This is a genomic window from Shinella sp., assembly GCF_035998705.1.
Classification (GTDB): Bacteria; Pseudomonadota; Alphaproteobacteria; order Rhizobiales; family Rhizobiaceae; genus Shinella.
This window is the reverse complement of record NZ_DASYHH010000009.1, coordinates 103,304-120,611: the sequence shown is the minus strand read 5'-3', so window position 1 is coordinate 120,611 and position 17,308 is coordinate 103,304. Positions and strand designations below refer to the sequence as shown.

The window sequence follows — 17,308 nt, the reverse complement described above, 5'->3', positions numbered from 1 at the left end:
CCCGCGACCGCCGACGATCTTTTCGACCCCATGGACGAGCGCGGCCATTTCTACGAGCGCCCTGCCCGCACGACGAACGCCAAGGCGATTCCGGCGGTGGAGGAAAAACACTATCACGGCCACCGCGAGCGCCTGCGCCTGCGCTTCCGCGACAGTGGCGACGGCGCGCTGGCCGATTACGAGATCCTCGAACTGCTGCTGTTCCGCCTCATTCCCCGCCGCGACACCAAGCCGGTGGCGAAGGCGCTGCTCGACCGCTTCGGCACGCTTTCCGGCGTCTTCGGCGCCACGCCGGCGCTGTTGCAGGAGGTGAAGGGTATCGGCGAGGCCGTGGCCCTCGACCTGAAACTGATTTCCGCCATTGCCCAGCGCACGCTGAAAAGCGAGATCCGCAACAAGACCGTGCTCGCCTCCTGGGCTTCCGTCATCCAATATTGCCACGCCGCCATGGCGCATGAGCCGCGCGAGCAGTTCCGCATTCTGTGCTAACCATGTGAAATGCTTAGCTGGCGTCCCCTCGCCTAACGTAGCGTCCCCCAGACGCTAGGCTGCCCACCTACCCCACTCCATCACCACTAACCGCCTGCCGGCATCCCGGCGGGCGTTTTCCCGTGCAAGGACACAAATGAGAATCTTGGAACTTAAACTTATAGACGAACCCGGCAGCGGCCATCGCGCCATCGCGGCCTTCGACTTGCAGTTGACCGACGAGGTCCGAATGTACGGACTCCGACTGCTGCGCATGCGCGATGGCCGCCTACTGACGTTCGCGCCCCAGTCCGGGTACCGGCGAGTGGCCACCTTTGCGGCGCCCCTCGCTGCGCGCATTACCCAACTCGCAACCGACGAACTGAAGGCAGTGACCGCCAATGACAGCATTAATGCAGCCTGAGTCTGACCCGCGCCCACATCAGACCGCCTTCCGAGAAATCAGCTCCATTGCGCAATGGAAACTTGCCGGCGATGTGGTGCTAGTGCCAGACCCCTATAATATCGACGGCGTAACTCGCGACGATCTGACGAAAATTTCGCACTGGTCCGACATAACAGAGGCGGACATTCCCCGTCTCGCCGTACTGACCGACTCTTTTTTTCGCTTCATTGACGAGGGCGAAGACGCGTCTATCGTCACGATCTGGCGTGAAGGAACCCCACTGGTCAGGCAGATCGACGGCGCCCCCTGTGAGGCCGCAGTGAATTTGATCATGGGTGCTATCACCGCTCAGGAAGCACTCACTGAGAAGTGGGTCGGTCTCCCGCCGCTGGAGGCCGAGATCGAAAAGCTGGCATATCTGAAGGGCTATTCTGCAGGGCATCGCCCCAAATGGCTTGAACGCGAGGCTCGACGCCGTCTCGACGACGTTAGTGTCGATCCGCCCTCGCCGGCAAACGACAATCGCACGGATGATGCACGCCTACGCGAGCTCTTCGGCGATGGGCAGATGGGCGTGGACCAGAACACGGGGAAGCACTTCCTCGCCAACTGCAAGCATGAAGGCAAGGTCGGCGTTGCGGAGATCGGCCCAGACGGCCAGCCCAGGTTTAAGGCTTATGCCACCCAACCTCGGCCAGTTATCAAGGCTACGCCGTTCGCGCTACGCGACCCATCAAGCCTCCCTGCGCGTGACTGGCTTTTTGCTCGGCACTACATCCGTAAGTTTCTCACGTCTACCGTAGGCGCTGGCGGCGGCGGCAAGTCCGCGCACTCCATCTCAGAGACTTTGGCGATGGTGACTGGCCGGCCTCTGCTGGACCCTGAAGGCCCACTCACAAAACCTCTGCGGGTTTGGTACATCAATGCCGAAGACCCGCAGGAGGAAATCGATCGCCGCTTCCACGCGGCGGCAAAACACTTCGATGTCACGCCCGATCAGATCGCTGATCGTCTGTACACAGACTCGGGTCGAGATCAGGAGTTTGTAATCATGCGCCAGGAGGGCCGCGACCTTAAGATTTGCCAGCCGCTCATCGACGAGATGGTGTCAGAGATCAGGCGTCGGGAGATTGACGTTGTGATTGTCGACCCTCTGGTTTCGACGCATGAGGTGCCAGAGAACGACAACGGCGCGATGCAACGAGTTGCCAAGGCTTGGCTAGAGGTTTCCGATCGCGGCAACTGCTGCGTCGAGGTCATCCACCACGTCGTCAAAAACAGCGGCGAGGTCACCGCGGATTCGGCCCGTGGTGGCGGTGCGCTCAAGGATAAGACGCGCGGCATGCGGGTTATCAATGCGATGACCCGCGAGGAAGCCGACAAGGCTGGCCTTGACACGCCGGACGGGTACTTCCGGATCGACAACGGTAAGGTCAACCTTGTTGCATCAGGCCGTTCCGAGTGGCGCCGCTTCGCGAACGTGCCGCTGATGAACGGCTCAGGGCTACTCGATAGAGGCGACGAGATAGGCGTGGTAGAGGCGTGGCGCTGGCCGGCGGCAGCGGACGCGGTGGCAGGTGTCTCCGAAGAAGCGCTGCACGCCATCAAGCGCAAAATCAACGGCTCTGATTGCCGCGACAATGTCCAGTCGTCGCAGTGGGCAGGGTACAAAGTCGCTGAAGCTTTGCAGATGAACATGGCCGATCCCTCTGAAAAGAAGGAGGTGCGGCGCATGCTGGAGGCGTGGAAGCGGCAAGGCCATTTCACCATCGAGCAGCGACCGGACTACAAGGGCGTCGAGCGCCCGTGCCTCGTTCCAGTCTTCCACACCTCGAGTGATTGAGGTGGGGAGCAGGTGTGGAGGTGTGGGTAAAACTGCACTCCACACCACCCACACCTCACCTTTATGGTGGGGTGGGTGGGTGTGGTGTAGGGAAAATCATAGAAGTGGTGGTGTGGAAACTTTTTGGTGTATTGTGTTGAAATGCAACTTATGGGTACCCACCTATCGGCTGGCATAGCCACGGGTATAGCGTAGCTCCAGTAATTCCATGCCCTTGCATCACTAGCGCTTGCGCGGTTACATCTCGTTCAAACGCAATGCAGGGTTGGAAATGGCTGAGAGGAAATATCAGGTTTTCGTTTCATCGACTTTCCGCGATCTCGTGGACGAGCGGCAGGATACGATTAGGACCATTCGCGACATGAAGCACATCCCCGCGGGAATGGAGCTTTTCCCTGCGGCTGATGTCGATCAGCTCGTTTACATTAAGAAGGTGATCGATGAGTGCGACTACTACCTTCTCATCGTGGGGGGACGCTACGGGTCGCTGGACGCGGAAGGTATTAGCTTCACGGAGCGAGAGTACGACTATGCCGTAGAAAAGGGGAAGTTCGTGATCGCGTTTGTCCACGGCGCCCCTGGCTCGATAACGGTAGATAACAGCGATATCGAGCCGAAGCTGGCGGAGGCGTTGAAGGCATTTAAAGACAAGGTGATGTCGGGGCGTTTAATCAAGACTTGGACAAACCGCACGGACCTGCAGCTTGCGGTTTTCCAATCACTTATGCTCGCCTTCAGTACCTACCCGCAAACTGGATGGATTCGCGGCGATGCTGCCGCCAGCACCGACATGCTGGAGCAATCCAACGCAATCCTTCAGGAGAACGCACGCTTGCGCGCCGAGCTCGATCGGATGAAAATGAAAACGCCAAAACTGTTTGAAGATCTGGCAGACATGGATGAGAAATATAAAGTCCGCTACAAGGTAAGAGTCTCGACCGGTCACGGGCTTTCTGAGTCTCAGGATAGATCAAATGAACTCACATGGAGCCAGATTTTCACTCACGTTGCGGCTCAACTTGGTGCACCGAAGCGTGATGGCGCCATATCTACCGCAATGGCCGATGCAATGAAGGAAGTCTATCGGCAGGACCGATTTATTTCGCTAAACGATACCGATAGAGCGCGGATAAAGTCTCAATTACGTGCATATAATTTGGTGGAGTTCTACACCGATAAAACGGAAAAGGGAGTTGACGTGGAACTAATGAAGCTGACGGAGCGCGGACAAGATCTCTACATGGATCTTTCAGTTGTTCGGCGAGCCGGCGACTAGAGTAAGCGCTAGTGCGTTAGCCCGCCAAGCAGGCCCGTCAATGCTTGCGAGAGGTTCGCAAGCTGTCCTGAGACTATCATGAAGCCCCCCATCCAGTGGCGTGAATCCGCGAGATTTTTTCCTATGTTTTTAGCAAATTCATCTGCGGCCAAATCCGCCTTACGACCAACCCATTTAGCGATTTGCCAGCCTACGCTATCAAACTTATTGGCAGCGGCTTGAACTACGTCCCGTCGCACATCCCCACCGTGAAGTTCGACACGCACTTCGGTCAAGGCCGCGACCAGGTCATCGTGCTCGACACGGTTCAGGGGATAATCATCTGGCGGACCGTTGTGGCCGATGCCGCCATGCGTCGCCTGGTCAGCCGGAAGTGGTGGCGCCATCTCTTTCAGGTCGGCCAGCAGCTTATCAATCGCGGCTACGATCTCGGGATATTCGCTCCGGTGAGATGACGAAATCGTGGGTGTGCCGATGCGGAACTCACCCGTACCAGCGACCATCCGCCCGGGAGTGGCATAGACCGCATCGCCGTAAGCACTGTTGCCGTCGTATAGGAGGTCATCGGCTGCCCGCCGAATAAGCTTCCCTTTCTCTACTTTATAGCGGCGAAATGCAGGCGCTAAAGCGAGAGTACGCGCCACAGCGGAGCCCTCAAAATCAGTGTCGTCGTCGGTTATTACGTCTTCCATCTGCGTTTGATTAAACGTCGAGTACCCCATTTTTGCGCCACGCATGTCAGCGCCCCGAAGATCTGCGCCGTTAAAGTTCGCATTTCCTAGTTCGGCGTTGATGTAACTCGCGCCAATTGTGGAGGCATCGTTGAAAAGTGTGCTGGATCCTGTGCAACCGTCAAATTTTGCGTTTGCAAGATTACACCTAAAAAATATCGTGCCGCGGAGTAAGGAGCCAGAAAGGTCCGCCCCCTCAAGATTGGCATCAGCAAAGTTGCATTCACTGAAGTCGCGCGCCCGAAGATCGGCGCCTGTGAGGTTCGCGCCGCGTAGATCACGCGCCACCATGTCCGTGTCGCCGGCAAGCAGATCCCTTAGGTCTATGTCATCCGCCATGGCGTTCTCCAAATTGCGATTGGGATTATTCACTACATCGGCATGCCAATTGCAACTCCCGCGTTTGCTACAAGAATTGCGTAATTCGCGATCACACTTTTCAGTACTTGTCAACAGAAAAAGCTTGACAAATTTGTAAAACGGTACTATCCTTTTATCATCGGTGTTCAGTGCACCGATTCCACATCAAGCTCGCCGCACGACGGCACATGCGCAAGACCCGGAAAGGGCGGCGCTCCGCGATGGCCAACGAGGCCAACTTCGCCCGCTAGGGCAACTGGGGAAATCACGAATGACATCTTCGACCGCCCGCGGCACCGCCGCGGACCGCTGGAACCGTCGCGACCATATCCTTCCAGGCCAGCGCCTGTATAGCAACCGCGCCACAGCCCTCTGGCTGGCTGGCAAGCAGCCCCCCGCCAGATTCGAGCTGCCGCTTCCACTCAGCGCGGAAGCGGAGAAGGCACCGTGGATTCCAGAGCGGTTTTTGGACAGGCTTGTCGACGGAGACGACGTCGCCCTGTCCGAGCGCTATCTGAGCATCTCCGAACGGCTGCGTCGCCTTTTCGGTATCGCCTTACATTTCACCGCCATCCGCGATGGGCTCATCGTTCCCATGCATCGTCTCCACCCTGTCGGCAGTCGGGTGTGGAGGGAGAACGACGGGCCGACAGCCGCATGGCTCGCTCGCACTATGGCCATTTGGGCTACCCTGCCACCAAACGATTGCGACATCTTCGACCGCGTCGCTTCGACGGAAAGGCCGAAAAACGGCCACATGGCGGATAGCCTGAACATGCTGCTAACCTGGGCCAGGATGCGGAAGCCCCTATTCCTCTCCGGCACGAATTGGCTGCAGGCCGACAACGACAACTACGCCGAAGGTGAAGAGCGACCTGCTTCTAATCTCCAGCGGCGCATTCGCCCCGGCTCGAACGACGCAGAACTGAAATCTTACATCACGAAGGCTGGACCGTTGGGGCTCCGGAAGCACGCTCGCCTTGGCGGTGGCGGGGTCTGGGAACTTGAGCCCACAGATATCACTCTGCAGACGGTGCCCGACAAAACCGACAGGGCCGGCACCGTGAGGAGAAGCCACCGCACCGTTGTCCGGGCCGGTAAACTTCGTATAGCGAACGGTCAGACAAAAAATGGCGCGGACCGCATTGAAGAGGGAACTATCCTCTTCCAGCCTGACAAGTTCGGTGAGATGCTGGGCCCTGGCCGGGACCCACTCGAAATCGAACGGTCCAACCGATACTGGGTCCGCTTGATGTCAAACGAAGGACGGCAAGAACTTGAGCCTGTTCGGTTCATCCGCCGTGGAAAGATGCGCCGCAATGTCAAGTTGACAGCGGAGGACCGCGCCGTACTCTTGTCTGGCCCCCTGCCACCGGTCACTCACTGCCGCCCCGGCCTTCCGTGCGGGGTCGAGAACCTTGGTGACAGCTTCATCGGCGGATGGATATCGAACCCGAAGGGCAAGCAACCGCTTGAGCGGTGGGAAGACATCTCCGATGAGATGGCCCGGCAGGGCGAATTTGAACGGTGGGCGGCAGCCCTTCCGGCCAACGAGCGGAAGGCGTTGAACATCGCTAGCACCGCTGCCAATCTGGAGGAAGTCGGCGAGGCGTTCGGCAAAGTGGACAAGAATGCCGAACGGTTCGGGAAGAAAATTCTCAAGGCCGCCAACGAAAATCTAAAAAAAACTAGCGGCCGCGTAGTCCCCAAACTGCACCTGGGCGGCAAAGTAGTTAGAGGGCAGAACGCACCGGCTTCCATACGGGCATAGCAGGCGCCAAACCCTCAACCTCTTTGCCGCCCCAGCGGTTTTTTATCCCCCCATCGCCGGCGGTTGTCTTCCTTCTCCCGCCGGTCGATCTCCCCGTCGGCGCTGCAGAGCGACACGGGGCCAGTTTGCAAAAGTCTCGGCCGCAAGGCCGGGGCTTTTTTTACGCCACCTCAAGACCCGTTAAATCTAATAGCTGAAAGGAGCCGCGATATGCCGCGCGCATCGCCGTACTACCACGACCGAGTTTTCGAGTTCAGCGACGTCTGCCGCGTCCTCGATGTCAATTCCGCTAGCCTCGGCAACTGGCTAGCCATCGCAAAGATGATTGTCCCGTTTGGTGAAAAGCGCGGGCATCGCCGTGTGTTCAGCCAGCACGAGACATACGTCATCGCCCTATTGGTCGCCCTTCACCGGGCCGGCGTACCGGTCAACGCCGACGCCATTTCCACCATCATTGCCGCCACACGCGACCCCGAGCCGGCCGTGCCCGAACCCGGCGCGCTACTCACCGTCCGAGAAACTGCTGCCGCCGGGATCGTGCTGCATGCGGCAAATATCTGGCGTGACGTCGAAACCGAACTGAAGGAACTCGAATGTCAAAACTCCTGAACAAACTTATGGGCAAGTCATCCTCCACCGACATCGCTTCCGCGATCACCAAGGCGCGGGCCGAGCTCGCCCAGGCTGAGGCTGCGGTAGCGACGGCCGAAGAGCAATACGACGCCAACCTCCTCACGGCCGACAAGAAGTCCTTGCGCGCTTTCCTGGATGCGAAGACGGAAGCAGGCATCGATGTAGACCAGGCTCGTGCCCGCATCCACCGTCTTGAGCGGGACCACGCGGCAGCCCTTGAGGCTGAGGCTACCGACTTGCGCCAGCGCCGTTATGATGAGGCAAAGGCCGCATCAGAAGCCGCTGAAAAACGCCTTCGCCGCGAATATTCGAAGGCTGCCCTCCAGATCCGCGACCTTCTTGCCGAGGTTGCTGCCGCGTCGATCGCCGTGCAGGCTGCGAATGAGGATCGCCCCGAAGGAGCCCCCCCGCTGCTCGATCCCGACTACTCCCGTTCGCAGCATCAGCTTTACCGGGAGGTCATCTCCGAAGACATCGTCGAGATGTGGACGGAGATCGATGGCACACGCCCGATTCGTGACGAACTCCAGCGCACCGTGCGCGCGCACGAGAAAAATCGGCGCGGCATGATGCGAGACCGATCTGACAGCGACGAACGTCCGCTGCTGTATGGGACCGCACAAACGGAGCACGGGCCGCTTGAGGTGGTCCGCAAGCGCTTCCGCCGCACGAAAATCCTTCCTGATCAGGCCGGCTGGCTCACCGGGCCGCTGGCTTGTGAGATCATGCTACCACCAATCGATGCCGGCGCATCTCCATTCTGGAAACCGGCTCACGATCAGCGTGATGCATCAAACCAGGCAGCTGCCGAACTGAAGCCCGCGCCTAAGCGCCCCGAGCGCAGCCCTGAATATGAATACAGCCTTGCTCCGAAGGAGACTGCCCTTGCGTATTGACCTGTTTGGCGTCGTCGGGGAGGACTTCACACCGGCGACCGTTCGCGCAGCACTGCCTTATAGTGGCGACATCACCGTCGCCATTAATAGTGGTGGTGGTATCGCCGTCGATGGCTCCGCAATTTACAACATCCTTGCCGCTCACCGCGGCAAGGTTGCGGTCGAGATTATCGGCATTGCCGCTTCGGCCGCCAGCCTTATCGCCATGGCTGGACACACCATCACGATGTTCGACGGATCGATTCTCATGATTCATGAGCCGCAGAACATTACGATCGGTGACTCAGCTGCGCACCAAAAGACCGTCGAGCAACTGGAGGCGCATGCCGTGGCCTATGCAAAGGTTTACGCGAAGCGTGCTGGAATCGCTGAGGCAGCGGCCCGCCAGGTCATGAAGGCCGAGACTTGGTTCACGCCAGACGAGGCAGTAACCGCAGGGTTCGCAACCGCCGTGGCCGACCGCCGTGCTGTGCCTTTCGCCTTCGTCGATAAGCGATATGAGGCGCGAATGCAGGCCGTGCATGCACGCGCAGCAGCCTCACCTCGAGGCCTACAGAAGGTGGCCGATGCCAAGGCGTCGTGGGCCCGCGTTGTCGCGTCCATGAACAAGTCGATGGGCTTCGCGCCTGCCGCGTCGCCAGAGGAGGCGCAGCCGAAGGTCGAGCTCACCGGTTGGGCGAAAATCGTTGAGGCGAACAACTCGTTCGTCCGACGCCACCGATAGCCCCCATCATAGGGACCGTTCTCATTTCGTTCTTCTGGGCGGTCACGCAGCCGCGAGGATTCGAAAATTAGGTTACTCTAAAACAGGTTGACAACTTGACAGAAGACCCCCGCCAGACCGGAAATCAGGCTTCTTTCGCCGCATTCAAGGGCGTCTCCAGGCAGACCGTGACCGACTGGAAACAGCGGGGTCTGCTCGTTTTTTCCGATGACGGAAAAGTTGATTTCCTGGCCACGGATCAGCGCTTGGCCGATCACGGGATTCGTCAACCCGCGAACATTGACCTGACAGGGGTAACGTCGATCGACGGCGAGCCGCTGTGGTCGCGGGCCGACGCCGAAACCGTCAAAGAAAACTTCTCCGCCCGTCTGAAGCAGCTCGAATTTGAGCGCGAAAGCACCCGCGTCGTGACCATCGACGACGCGGCCAGGCACATTGTAAACGAGTTCGGAATAGTCCGGCAGCGGTGCCGAACTATTGGGGCGGAAATCGCGCCCCGCCTCTCTGGCATGACTTCAGCATCGGAAATAAAGGCGGCGATAGACGACGCGGTCGTGGCTGCGTTGGCCGACCTTTCGGCTGTGTGAGCTCAGGCCCGCTTAGCTGCCGAGCAAAATGTATGGCGGTATTCCGATCATCACCAAGCCGGCGAGAATCAGCGTCGCGGCGGCGACGAGTGTGCTGTCGGTGTCCTTAAGTCGTCTTACGCGATCGTACATCGCCAGCCTCGTTGTGTTGGAGATCGGAGGCTGAAATTCCAAATACGAACCTTTGTTCCGCGCGCCGCCATCCCATCCACCATCCCCACCATCGCCCGGCCTTTGCGCCGGGCTTCTTATTGGAGAAACCATGACCAGCAAATCCTTCAAGCTGTCCGTCCCAGTAACCGTCGAGGGCAAGACGTACGAAGTCCTCACCATTCGCGCGCTTCGCTTCGGCGATCTCGAAAGTCTTTTCGGCGCGAAACACGAGATCGAAGCGATGAAGATCCTGCTCGCGCGCCTCGCTGATGTGCCTCAGGCCGTCATCTCAGCGCTTGAAATCGATGATGTCGGCCAGCTTCTAGGCGGCCTCGGGGACGATGCGCAGAAGATCGCCGACCGACTTCCAGGTTAAGGGAGGGGCGCAAGATGGGAGCACTACGCAGCACCCTCCGGCTGGACCTCCTCGACGGCATCACCGGACCTGCGCGACGAATCAATGGCGTCCTCAACGGGCTGAGGCGCCAGCAGTCGTCTATGATGGCGCCGCTGCGCGGTGTCACCGGACAGATCGTTGCTTTTGGTGGCGCCTACCTTGGCGTCACGCAAGGCTGGTCCGGAACATACGGTGCTGCCGCTGATGCGCAGGCGGCACTGTCCGAAATCGGCATCAAAGCCGATCTGAGCCAGGCGCAGCTTGGGGTCCTCCAGCAGCGGCTGGCTGGCATGGCGCCCCGCGTGAACCAGTTCACGTCGGACCTTCGTGCCGGCGTGGACACCATGCTCACCATGGGTCTTGGCGTCGACCAGGCTATGGGCTCCATTGAGGCCATCGGCAAAGCATCCACGGCCACCGGCGCCACCATGACCGATCTCTCCGCCGCGTCGGTATCGGCAATGCAGAACCTCAATGTGCTGCACACCGACATTCCGAAGATGCTCGATGGAATGACCTCGGCGGGTAACGCCGGCGCATTCGAAATGCGCGACATGGCGACGTACTTCCCGCAGCTTACGGCGTCGGCGAAGTCGCTCGGGATCGAGGGTGTAGATGGCATCCTAGATATGGCCTCCGCTCTCCAGGTCGCAAGGCGCGGTGCTGGTGATGCATCCACAGCCGCGAATAACATGGGCAATTTCCTCGGCAAGATCATGTCGCCGGAAGTAATGAAGCGCTTCAAAGGCTTCGGCGTCGATGTCACCAAGGAGCTGAAGAAAGCCCATAAACAAGGCATCTCGCCGATTGAGCACTTCATCAAGTTGATCGACAAGTCCACGAAAGGCGGTCAGGCTGACCTGCTCGGGCAGCTTTTCGGAGACAAACAGGTTCTCGACTTCGTGCGGCCGATGCTGGCTGACTTTCAGGACTATATCAAGATTCGCGAGGACGCGGAGCGCGCCAGCGGTACGGTTGCCGACGCCTATGCACGCCGGATGAACGACGCAAACCAGAAGGTGAAGTCTCTCAAGGTCTCACTTTCCAACCTTGGAGAGAGCATTGGCACCAATATCCTCGGCCCGGTGTCGGAAATGGCGGACAATCTTTCGCTCGTTTTTAACACGCTCGACTCGCGATTCACCATTTTCGATGAGTTCAAGTCGCGCTTCAGCGGCTTGCTGTCCGGCCTCGGCATGGGCGATGGCACCGATGCCCTCAAGGGTATCCGCGATCTGATCTTTGGTGCAGAGGACGCCAGCGGGGCGGCGGACAAATACGGCAGGCTGTTCGGCCAGTTCCAAGAATATGGGCGCTCCATCAAGAAGTTCGGGGAAGACGTTCGCGAAAACCCGATCGTGAAGTTCTTTGAGGATCTTGGTCCTTATTATGTGAGCGCTCTAAAATGGAGCCTGGGCTTCATCCTGGTCGCTGGCGCTATCCGCAAGCTGGCGTCCGCGATGATGTTGCTGTCCGGCGCATCGACCATCTTGGCGGCCATCAAGGGCATCGGCGGCGTAGCCGCAGCCCTCGGCGTTGGTGGTGGAGCCGCCGCTACCGCCGTTGCCACAACCGGCAAAGGCAGGGGTGCCAGCGCCGCCACCGCAGCGGCCTCAAAAGGCGGAGGCTGGCTTGCCCGCTGGCTCGGCGGACAGGGTGTGCAAGACCTCGTGAGTTCGGGGCGGAAGTCCACTGGGCTAACTGCATTCGAGCAGATCGGGAAGTTCACGGGCAAGTTCGGCACGGCCCTTGGATGGCTCGGCAAGGGCGCGGCACGAATTGCCGGCACGCCCGCCATGGTTGGGGAGGTCACGTACCGCGCCCTTGATGCGGTCCCTCACGCGACGATGGAGTCGGCGACACGGGGCAACCCCGATCTGCTGCCTAATCTCGATAGAGAGCGCCGGCAGTGGGAAGGCACCCACTTCGAGGGCGGCCGTCACCGTGCAGGTCTTGGCGCTGGTCCACAGCCAGGCGATAGGCCCATCACCTTGGACAGCGGCACCATCGGGCAGTTGCTAGGCCCCACTCGCGGCGTTTCCGACGTCCGCGTGACAAATAAGCAACCGCCGGAAATCAAGATCACGAATAACTTCAACATCACGGAAGCCAGCAGCGGAAAAGGCGTGGCCGCCGAGGTGATGGCCGATCTTGGTGGTGCCGTGAAGTCCGCCGTCGAAGCGGCCGATACGGACTAGCTGCTCACCCACCGGCGAAATTCAACATCGCGGCCGCTACGGCAAGCAGCGGCATCAGGAAAAACGTCGCTGCAACGGCCCGTCGCGCGGTCCTCATGCGCCTAGTGCGCTCTCCAGTCCAATCGTAACTCATACTAGATCTCCCACTCGGCGCGTAGAAAACAGCGTCGGCCGTCGGTCGTCAACTCCCCCCTTCGAGGTACACCATGAACCCCAAAGTCGAAATCACCGTCGACGGCAATCCTGTTGCCGGCGGTTTCTACGAACGCCTTGTCTCCATTTCGGTGACGGACAAGGAGGGGCTGGCGTCCGACACGTTCCAGATGGAATTGAACGACGGCCCGCCGCAGTTTCTCGCCATCCCGCGAAAAGGCGCCATCGTCGATATCCGGATAGGCTACGGCGCCGCCCGCAGTCTGGGCACCTATGTCGTCGACAAGGTCAGCGGGAAGTGCCTGCCGTACTCGCTTTCGATCTCCGGCAAGGCTCGCGATATGCGGGACAGCAAGGCGAAGGAGCGCAAGGAGCGGCACTGGGACAAGAAGAAGGTCAAGGACATCGTGTCTGACCTCGCCGGCGACATGGGCCTGTCCGCGTCCGTAGACAGCGAGATCGGCGAGCATGAATACGAGTGGTTCGGCCAGCAGGACGAAACCCCTATCCATGTCCTGCGGCGCCTGGCCGAGCGCCATAACGGTCTGTTCAAGGTCAAGGACGGCAAGCTCGTCTTCTCCGCCCGCGGCTCCGGCAATGCAGCTTCCGGCTCATTCATGGGCTCGGTTGTCGTCACGCCGCCACGGATCATCCAGGGCACCTGCACCTTCGAAGCGAACGACCGGACCAAGTACAAGAAGGTCGTCTCGTATTACGAGGACAAGGACAAGGCGAAGCGCGTTGAGGTCGAAGCCGACAGCGATGCAGATGGCGACAGCGTCTATCGCATCGCTGAGCCCCACGCCGACGCGGCGGAGGCCGACAAGGCCGCGCAGTCCAAGGCGAAGGACCTAAAGCGCGGAGAGGGTGCGGCGTCCGTCACGGTCATCGGGGACACGGCAATCGTCGCCGGCGCTCCGCTGCTCTTCGAGGGCGTGCGGCCTGGCCTGGACGGAGTGCCTTACATCATCGACACGGCGACGCACTCCTACAGCAAGGGCGAAGGCTACCGCACCGCGATCAGCGCCAAGCTCTACGACGGGAAGTCGGGTGGCTCGAAAAGCGGTGCGTCGGACGGAGAGGGTGGGACCACTGGTTCCGCCACCGAAGACAAGGTCGCCGACAACGCGCCGGACGGTACGCCGGCAACGCCTACCGAGTGGACGAATACCCGTCGGTATGGGCGCACGGACGAGAATTAGTCGTAGCGCCCGGTGGCGACCTTTAGCGTTGCCTCCATGTGATCGATTGCGACCAGGGCAGCGTCTCGCAACGGGGTGTCGCCAGCCAGCTTTAGCGGATCCAGGCTGGTTAGGTAGCGGACGGTGGATTTCGCTGCAGAGTCGATGGCTGCTCGCATTGTTCCGTCGAGATCAACCTGATGCTGGAGGTTTACCAGATCAAGCGAGACCTTTCTTACGTAGCTACCGGCATCGACGAAATTCGCGACGCTCACATAGTGCCGCCAAGCCTTGGCGTACCCGCCATCTCCCGCCATCATTTCCCCCATAGGTTCCTGAATGAAGCTAGCACACGCGCAGTATTTTCACGACATCACGCATGCCGACGTCAAGGTAATTGTCGACGAGAAGCGCGGATACGACACGCTCGACATTCAGCTTATCCATGAGGACGGCTCAAAGTCGGATATTGCGATCTTCTTTGCCGGCAAGGCCGACATCCGGGGCGGACAGGTCGTGGAGACGGCAACACCGCAAATGCCTTGAATTCAGCATTTTGGCTCGGCGGCAACCCGTTGCCGAACTTTTGACTCTGTGCCTGGACGGGTGCCGGGCGTCACGACCCGCGTGGCGGTTTGCGGGGCGGTACGATCCTTGAGATGGGAGGGGTCTTGATTAAAATCACGAACATGAACCGGCTGCCCGGCCGGCTTGCCTGCACGTTCACGGCCGAGGTTGGCGGCTTGGTGCTGCCCGGTTGTGCGCTTATTCGACGTGGCGATGGCTATGGGTTGTCGGTGCCACGGATAGGCGCTCCGGGCGAGACCAGGGCGGCGCCGCTGTCAGCCGTGATGGAGGCGGAATTGTTGCGGGTGGCTGTTGAGCATTGTGAAGAAGCGTCAAAGGAGGGGGCATGACCAAGATGGTATTCGAAAACGGATCGCGTGGTTTCAGGGCATTTCTAGACTGCCCAGCGACAGGATTCCGGCGTGAGCTCAAGTCGATCGCATATCTCGACGGTGGCGTCCTCACGTTTCCGCACGACTTTTCGTCAGTTGCCAATGCCGAGCAGGCTGATAAGGCGCTTCCCCAATTCACTGCCGCCGCTTGTGAGCAAGCTCGATAGTGAAGCGCCCATAGCCCGAAGACCTGCCGATCCCACTTTTCCGACCATGCCTTTTCGGCAATCATCGATCAGCCCCTTGGCTTCGGTCACGGCTACGGGCGAGAGACTAAGACGGGGCAGCTCCTGTTCAATCTCTTCTAAAACCGACGCTATCTCAGACTGCTTCAGGCTATAGTTTGCTGTCAGGGTACTGTTATGTCCTGCAATCTGAACAACACTATAGCTGGCATTTACAACCACAGCCCCAGTTTGCGAAGGCTCGCGCATCAGGACTGCCGGCCCCAGTCGTTCAGCCTCCGCTTGTCCTAGGTCGCTTAGACCAATCGTGCCCGCGGGCGCATACCTAGCTATGAGACCTTGGTTCATCATCAACATAGCAACTTTCGACATTTCGTCGCGGGAAATGCCAATACCCTTGCTCAATTCGTCTTCAGTGACAAAAAAGTGAGGACGTGCCGCGCCGTTGTCGTACGCGAACCTAATTGTCATGTCCCTGAGTTCGCGAAGGCGCTGCGGTGGGGTTTCTTGTTTCATGGGTGATCAATCGTCCCGTTAAAAGATGTTAAGCGGAAGGACGCCTTCGTCGGCAAATGTCTGCGTTCTCCGATTTACAACCCTATGGCGAGAGAGGCATGTTGTCGAGGCCACTCAATCCCGCCCCATCTTCGCGAGCACGAAGTCGTTAGCGAAAGACGCGGAGATGAATGTCCCGAAATGGCATGACGCGTCACCCAGCTCACCTTGTGCGCCTCGTCCGAAAGACGTAGTGCACCGCGGCAATTCCCTAATCGCTCTCTAATCGTTCAGTTGTCGTTCACTTTACATTAGACTGCAGTAATATTCATTCTGGATTTCGCCGTGCCGGGAGTATAGTTCCCGTATGGAAAGCTTGTCGCGCTATCACCTGGATCAAGACGAAAACGGCACTTGGCATGTTGTGGATGCCAGGACGAAAGGCCCAGTCGAGATACAGGTCGACGGGAAGCTGTGTCTTCTGTGGGAAATGGCAAAGGCTGACGCCGAGACCTGGTCGATCCTGCTTAATCAGTTCACACGCCGCCGCCATTAGCGATGTGGTCAGGGTTGCTTTGGATAGTCCAGCGGCCCTGCGGCTTCGACAAAGGGGCTGCGCCCGCAATGTGACGCAGCCCCTAAAGCGGCCGGCTGGGAGGGGCTTGGTGGGAAGCACTGTTCCGGCCGCGTTGTCCTAACCTCGCAACATCGTACTTGTTCCCTGCCTCGGTCGCGCTATTTCACCGACGGGGTCTCAGGAACGAATCATGCCACCTACCCAACCCTGTAAGGACGCCGTGCTCGCGGAGCCCATCGCAGTCGGTGCTACTGTCGACAAGCCCGTCGATCTTTACCTCATTGGTCCTACCTTAGTTGCGGCTGGCTACAGCCAACAGCAGATTGTCAGCGCCCTGGACAGCCTGGCCTATGACAAGCGCCTCGAATACGTCGGCGGAAATCGGGTGCGGCTGTTGCGCTAAAAGGGGCCGCCGACGTGCGGTAAGCGGCCCCAATACGACCTTCGCGCGCAGCAAACAGACGCTCATACGAACGGGCTTGCAAGGCCGCACTAATTAACCGCGAAGGTAGCAGGTTGTTCCTACAGAGAGGCGGCCTACTCTTGCTCCACTGGGTTCCCGCCAACATCAATGTTGATTTCGACACGGGCCTTGTCGTTCGTGCGGTACTGGATCTCGTAATACCCGCGATCGCTCCACGACATTTCGTCGAGGCGCGCAAAGTCGGGCCTGGCCTCGATAAGGGACAAAATCTCCGATGGTTTTTTCCCGGCCTGCGGAGAGGACTTGTCAGCCTGCTGTTGGGCTTGTGCTGGCAACGCGCAGAGGGCGACGGCACCCAGACCGAATATCAAATTTCTCATAATGAGCTCCGTTTTAATAACGGAGGCGAAACGAAGATCTTGGACGTAGGTTCCACCGCCGCGTTACGGTTGAGAACACATAAACGGCAGGCCACTGAAATGACCTGCCGAGTACACCGTCATTCAGTGAGGCGATTAAAAGTTGATCTCAAGACCGTCTTCGCAGAAATCGAACTTGGCAGGCTCGGATTCCGATCCGTCCGCGTAGCTTGCCTTGACCCACTGAGAACAGTTTTCGCTGTTTGTGCTTTGGTCCCACACAAGATTTGCAGTTGCTCCAGACTTGATACCGCTTCCGATATCAAAATAGCCCCAGTCCTTTTTGTTCTCGGAAACCAATATTTCAGTGATACCTGTATTGGTGGTGTTTGTTGCTGTAAAGGAAAACTCGGCCGCACCTGCGGAAGTGGCAATCGTTGCATTTCCTGCGATACCAAAGGCGAGAGCAACAAAACCCAAGCGTGCGCTATTAAAATTCATGTTCATTTCCCAGATTAGTAGTGAGTTCGAC

Annotated in this window: 20 protein-coding genes and 1 pseudogene; 15 read left to right on the top strand and 6 right to left on the bottom strand. The window is 59.0% G+C overall.

What is annotated here, in order from left to right; all coding sequences use genetic code 11:
- Window positions 1-30: 30 nt before the first annotated feature.
- From VGN93_RS07325 to VGN93_RS07310, 4 genes and pseudogenes are all read left to right on the top strand, one after another.
- Window positions 31-483: pseudogene (locus VGN93_RS07325) on the top strand (JAB domain-containing protein); the annotation flags it as partial.
- Between the two features lie 142 nt (window positions 484-625).
- On the top strand, window positions 626-892 hold the full coding sequence (locus VGN93_RS07320; RefSeq protein WP_327506932.1) for a hypothetical protein: 267 nt from the start codon (window positions 626-628) through the stop codon (window positions 890-892).
- Window positions 870-2,717 (top strand): AAA family ATPase, encoded by a 1,848-nt coding sequence (locus tag VGN93_RS07315; RefSeq protein WP_327506931.1) that lies wholly within the window; start codon window positions 870-872, stop codon window positions 2,715-2,717. Before VGN93_RS07320 ends, VGN93_RS07315 begins: the two co-directional genes overlap by 23 nt.
- 271 nt (window positions 2,718-2,988) lie before the next feature.
- Window positions 2,989-3,993, top strand: coding sequence for a DUF4062 domain-containing protein (locus VGN93_RS07310; protein WP_327506930.1), 1,005 nt, complete (start codon window positions 2,989-2,991; stop codon window positions 3,991-3,993).
- Between the two features lie 8 nt (window positions 3,994-4,001).
- Here VGN93_RS07310 and VGN93_RS07305 read toward each other — a convergent pair whose 3' ends face one another.
- On the bottom strand, window positions 4,002-5,063 hold the full coding sequence (locus VGN93_RS07305) for a pentapeptide repeat-containing protein (protein WP_327506929.1): 1,062 nt from the start codon (window positions 5,061-5,063) through the stop codon (window positions 4,002-4,004).
- Between the two features lie 292 nt (window positions 5,064-5,355).
- Between VGN93_RS07305 and VGN93_RS07300 the strand changes: the two genes are divergently transcribed.
- The 5 genes from VGN93_RS07300 to VGN93_RS07280 all read left to right on the top strand — a co-directional run bounded on the left by VGN93_RS07300 (window position 5,356) and on the right by VGN93_RS07280 (window position 9,695).
- On the top strand, window positions 5,356-6,855 hold the full coding sequence (locus VGN93_RS07300) for a hypothetical protein (RefSeq protein ID WP_327506928.1): 1,500 nt from the start codon (window positions 5,356-5,358) through the stop codon (window positions 6,853-6,855).
- Window positions 6,856-7,065: 210 nt separating this feature from the next.
- Window positions 7,066-7,464: a hypothetical protein gene (locus VGN93_RS07295; RefSeq protein ID WP_327506927.1), complete on the top strand. Its 399-nt coding sequence runs from the start codon at window positions 7,066-7,068 to the stop codon at window positions 7,462-7,464.
- Window positions 7,449-8,384 carry a hypothetical protein gene (locus tag VGN93_RS07290; protein ID WP_327506926.1) on the top strand — a complete coding sequence of 312 codons (936 nt, stop codon included), beginning with the start codon at window positions 7,449-7,451 and terminating at the stop codon, window positions 8,382-8,384. The genes VGN93_RS07295 and VGN93_RS07290 overlap by 16 nt, the downstream gene beginning before the upstream one ends.
- Entirely contained in the window at window positions 8,374-9,108 is a 735-nt protein-coding gene (locus tag VGN93_RS07285; RefSeq protein WP_327506925.1) for a head maturation protease, ClpP-related, read from the top strand. The genes VGN93_RS07290 and VGN93_RS07285 overlap by 11 nt, the downstream gene beginning before the upstream one ends.
- 95 nt (window positions 9,109-9,203) lie before the next feature.
- On the top strand, window positions 9,204-9,695 hold the full coding sequence (locus VGN93_RS07280; protein WP_327506924.1) for a hypothetical protein: 492 nt from the start codon (window positions 9,204-9,206) through the stop codon (window positions 9,693-9,695).
- 12 nt (window positions 9,696-9,707) lie between these two features.
- Here VGN93_RS07280 and VGN93_RS07275 read toward each other — a convergent pair whose 3' ends face one another.
- Window positions 9,708-9,977 (bottom strand): hypothetical protein, encoded by a 270-nt coding sequence (locus VGN93_RS07275; RefSeq protein WP_327506923.1) that lies wholly within the window; start codon window positions 9,975-9,977, stop codon window positions 9,708-9,710.
- On the opposite strand from VGN93_RS07275, the gene VGN93_RS07270 reads away from it, so the two are divergent.
- The 3 genes from VGN93_RS07270 (at window position 9,958) to VGN93_RS07260 (ending at window position 13,798) form a co-directional block, all read left to right on the top strand.
- Complete coding sequence (locus tag VGN93_RS07270) at window positions 9,958-10,224, top strand: phage tail assembly protein (RefSeq protein ID WP_327506922.1); 267 nt, start codon at window positions 9,958-9,960, stop codon at window positions 10,222-10,224. The two genes, VGN93_RS07275 and VGN93_RS07270, sit on opposite strands and share 20 nt — an antisense overlap.
- A gap of 14 nt (window positions 10,225-10,238) precedes the next feature.
- Window positions 10,239-12,443 (top strand): phage tail tape measure protein, encoded by a 2,205-nt coding sequence (locus tag VGN93_RS07265; RefSeq protein WP_327506921.1) that lies wholly within the window; start codon window positions 10,239-10,241, stop codon window positions 12,441-12,443.
- 206 nt (window positions 12,444-12,649) lie between these two features.
- Window positions 12,650-13,798, top strand: a complete 1,149-nt coding sequence (locus VGN93_RS07260) for a phage late control D family protein (protein WP_327506920.1) — start codon at window positions 12,650-12,652, stop codon at window positions 13,796-13,798.
- On the opposite strand, the gene VGN93_RS07255 is transcribed toward VGN93_RS07260, so the two are convergent.
- The gene (locus VGN93_RS07255) at window positions 13,795-14,097 is read right to left on the bottom strand and encodes a hypothetical protein (protein WP_327506919.1); all 303 of its coding nucleotides are present in this window, start codon (window positions 14,095-14,097) and stop codon (window positions 13,795-13,797) included. The two genes, VGN93_RS07260 and VGN93_RS07255, sit on opposite strands and share 4 nt — an antisense overlap.
- 19 nt (window positions 14,098-14,116) lie before the next feature.
- Here VGN93_RS07255 and VGN93_RS07250 point away from each other — a divergent pair, with 19 nt between their 5' ends.
- Entirely contained in the window at window positions 14,117-14,323 is a 207-nt protein-coding gene (locus VGN93_RS07250) for a hypothetical protein (protein WP_327506918.1), read from the top strand.
- A gap of 125 nt (window positions 14,324-14,448) precedes the next feature.
- Window positions 14,449-14,694, top strand: a complete 246-nt coding sequence (locus tag VGN93_RS07245) for a hypothetical protein (protein ID WP_327506917.1) — start codon at window positions 14,449-14,451, stop codon at window positions 14,692-14,694.
- A gap of 134 nt (window positions 14,695-14,828) precedes the next feature.
- Here VGN93_RS07245 and VGN93_RS07240 read toward each other — a convergent pair whose 3' ends face one another.
- Window positions 14,829-15,437 (bottom strand): hypothetical protein, encoded by a 609-nt coding sequence (locus tag VGN93_RS07240; protein WP_327506916.1) that lies wholly within the window; start codon window positions 15,435-15,437, stop codon window positions 14,829-14,831.
- Window positions 15,438-16,183: 746 nt separating this feature from the next.
- Between VGN93_RS07240 and VGN93_RS07235 the strand changes: the two genes are divergently transcribed.
- Complete coding sequence (locus VGN93_RS07235; protein WP_319319063.1) at window positions 16,184-16,396, top strand: hypothetical protein; 213 nt, start codon at window positions 16,184-16,186, stop codon at window positions 16,394-16,396.
- 134 nt (window positions 16,397-16,530) lie between these two features.
- Here the strand turns inward: VGN93_RS07235 and VGN93_RS07230 are convergent, their stop codons facing one another.
- Window positions 16,531-16,797, bottom strand: a complete 267-nt coding sequence (locus VGN93_RS07230) for a PepSY domain-containing protein (RefSeq protein WP_319319060.1) — start codon at window positions 16,795-16,797, stop codon at window positions 16,531-16,533.
- A 135-nt stretch (window positions 16,798-16,932) separates the two neighbouring features.
- Complete coding sequence (locus VGN93_RS07225) at window positions 16,933-17,277, bottom strand: hypothetical protein (protein ID WP_319319058.1); 345 nt, start codon at window positions 17,275-17,277, stop codon at window positions 16,933-16,935.
- Window positions 17,278-17,308 lie beyond the last annotated feature (31 nt).

Coding starts and splice junctions, on each gene's coding strand:
- VGN93_RS07250 (WP_327506918.1), top strand. CDS start 14,117: ATGAAGCTAGCACACGCGCAGTATTTTCACGACATCACGCATGCCGAC.
- VGN93_RS07265 (WP_327506921.1), top strand. CDS start 10,239: ATGGGAGCACTACGCAGCACCCTCCGGCTGGACCTCCTCGACGGCATC.
- VGN93_RS07225 (WP_319319058.1), bottom strand. CDS start 17,277: ATGAATTTTAATAGCGCACGCTTGGGTTTTGTTGCTCTCGCCTTTGGT.
- VGN93_RS07270 (WP_327506922.1), top strand. CDS start 9,958: ATGACCAGCAAATCCTTCAAGCTGTCCGTCCCAGTAACCGTCGAGGGC.
- VGN93_RS07255 (WP_327506919.1), bottom strand. CDS start 14,097: ATGATGGCGGGAGATGGCGGGTACGCCAAGGCTTGGCGGCACTATGTG.
- VGN93_RS07260 (WP_327506920.1), top strand. CDS start 12,650: ATGAACCCCAAAGTCGAAATCACCGTCGACGGCAATCCTGTTGCCGGC.
- VGN93_RS07235 (WP_319319063.1), top strand. CDS start 16,184: ATGCCACCTACCCAACCCTGTAAGGACGCCGTGCTCGCGGAGCCCATC.
- VGN93_RS07290 (WP_327506926.1), top strand. CDS start 7,449: ATGTCAAAACTCCTGAACAAACTTATGGGCAAGTCATCCTCCACCGAC.
- VGN93_RS07240 (WP_327506916.1), bottom strand. CDS start 15,437: ATGAAACAAGAAACCCCACCGCAGCGCCTTCGCGAACTCAGGGACATG.
- VGN93_RS07230 (WP_319319060.1), bottom strand. CDS start 16,797: ATGAGAAATTTGATATTCGGTCTGGGTGCCGTCGCCCTCTGCGCGTTG.
- VGN93_RS07295 (WP_327506927.1), top strand. CDS start 7,066: ATGCCGCGCGCATCGCCGTACTACCACGACCGAGTTTTCGAGTTCAGC.
- VGN93_RS07310 (WP_327506930.1), top strand. CDS start 2,989: ATGGCTGAGAGGAAATATCAGGTTTTCGTTTCATCGACTTTCCGCGAT.
- VGN93_RS07300 (WP_327506928.1), top strand. CDS start 5,356: ATGACATCTTCGACCGCCCGCGGCACCGCCGCGGACCGCTGGAACCGT.
- VGN93_RS07315 (WP_327506931.1), top strand. CDS start 870: ATGACAGCATTAATGCAGCCTGAGTCTGACCCGCGCCCACATCAGACC.
- VGN93_RS07305 (WP_327506929.1), bottom strand. CDS start 5,063: ATGGCGGATGACATAGACCTAAGGGATCTGCTTGCCGGCGACACGGAC.
- VGN93_RS07320 (WP_327506932.1), top strand. CDS start 626: ATGAGAATCTTGGAACTTAAACTTATAGACGAACCCGGCAGCGGCCAT.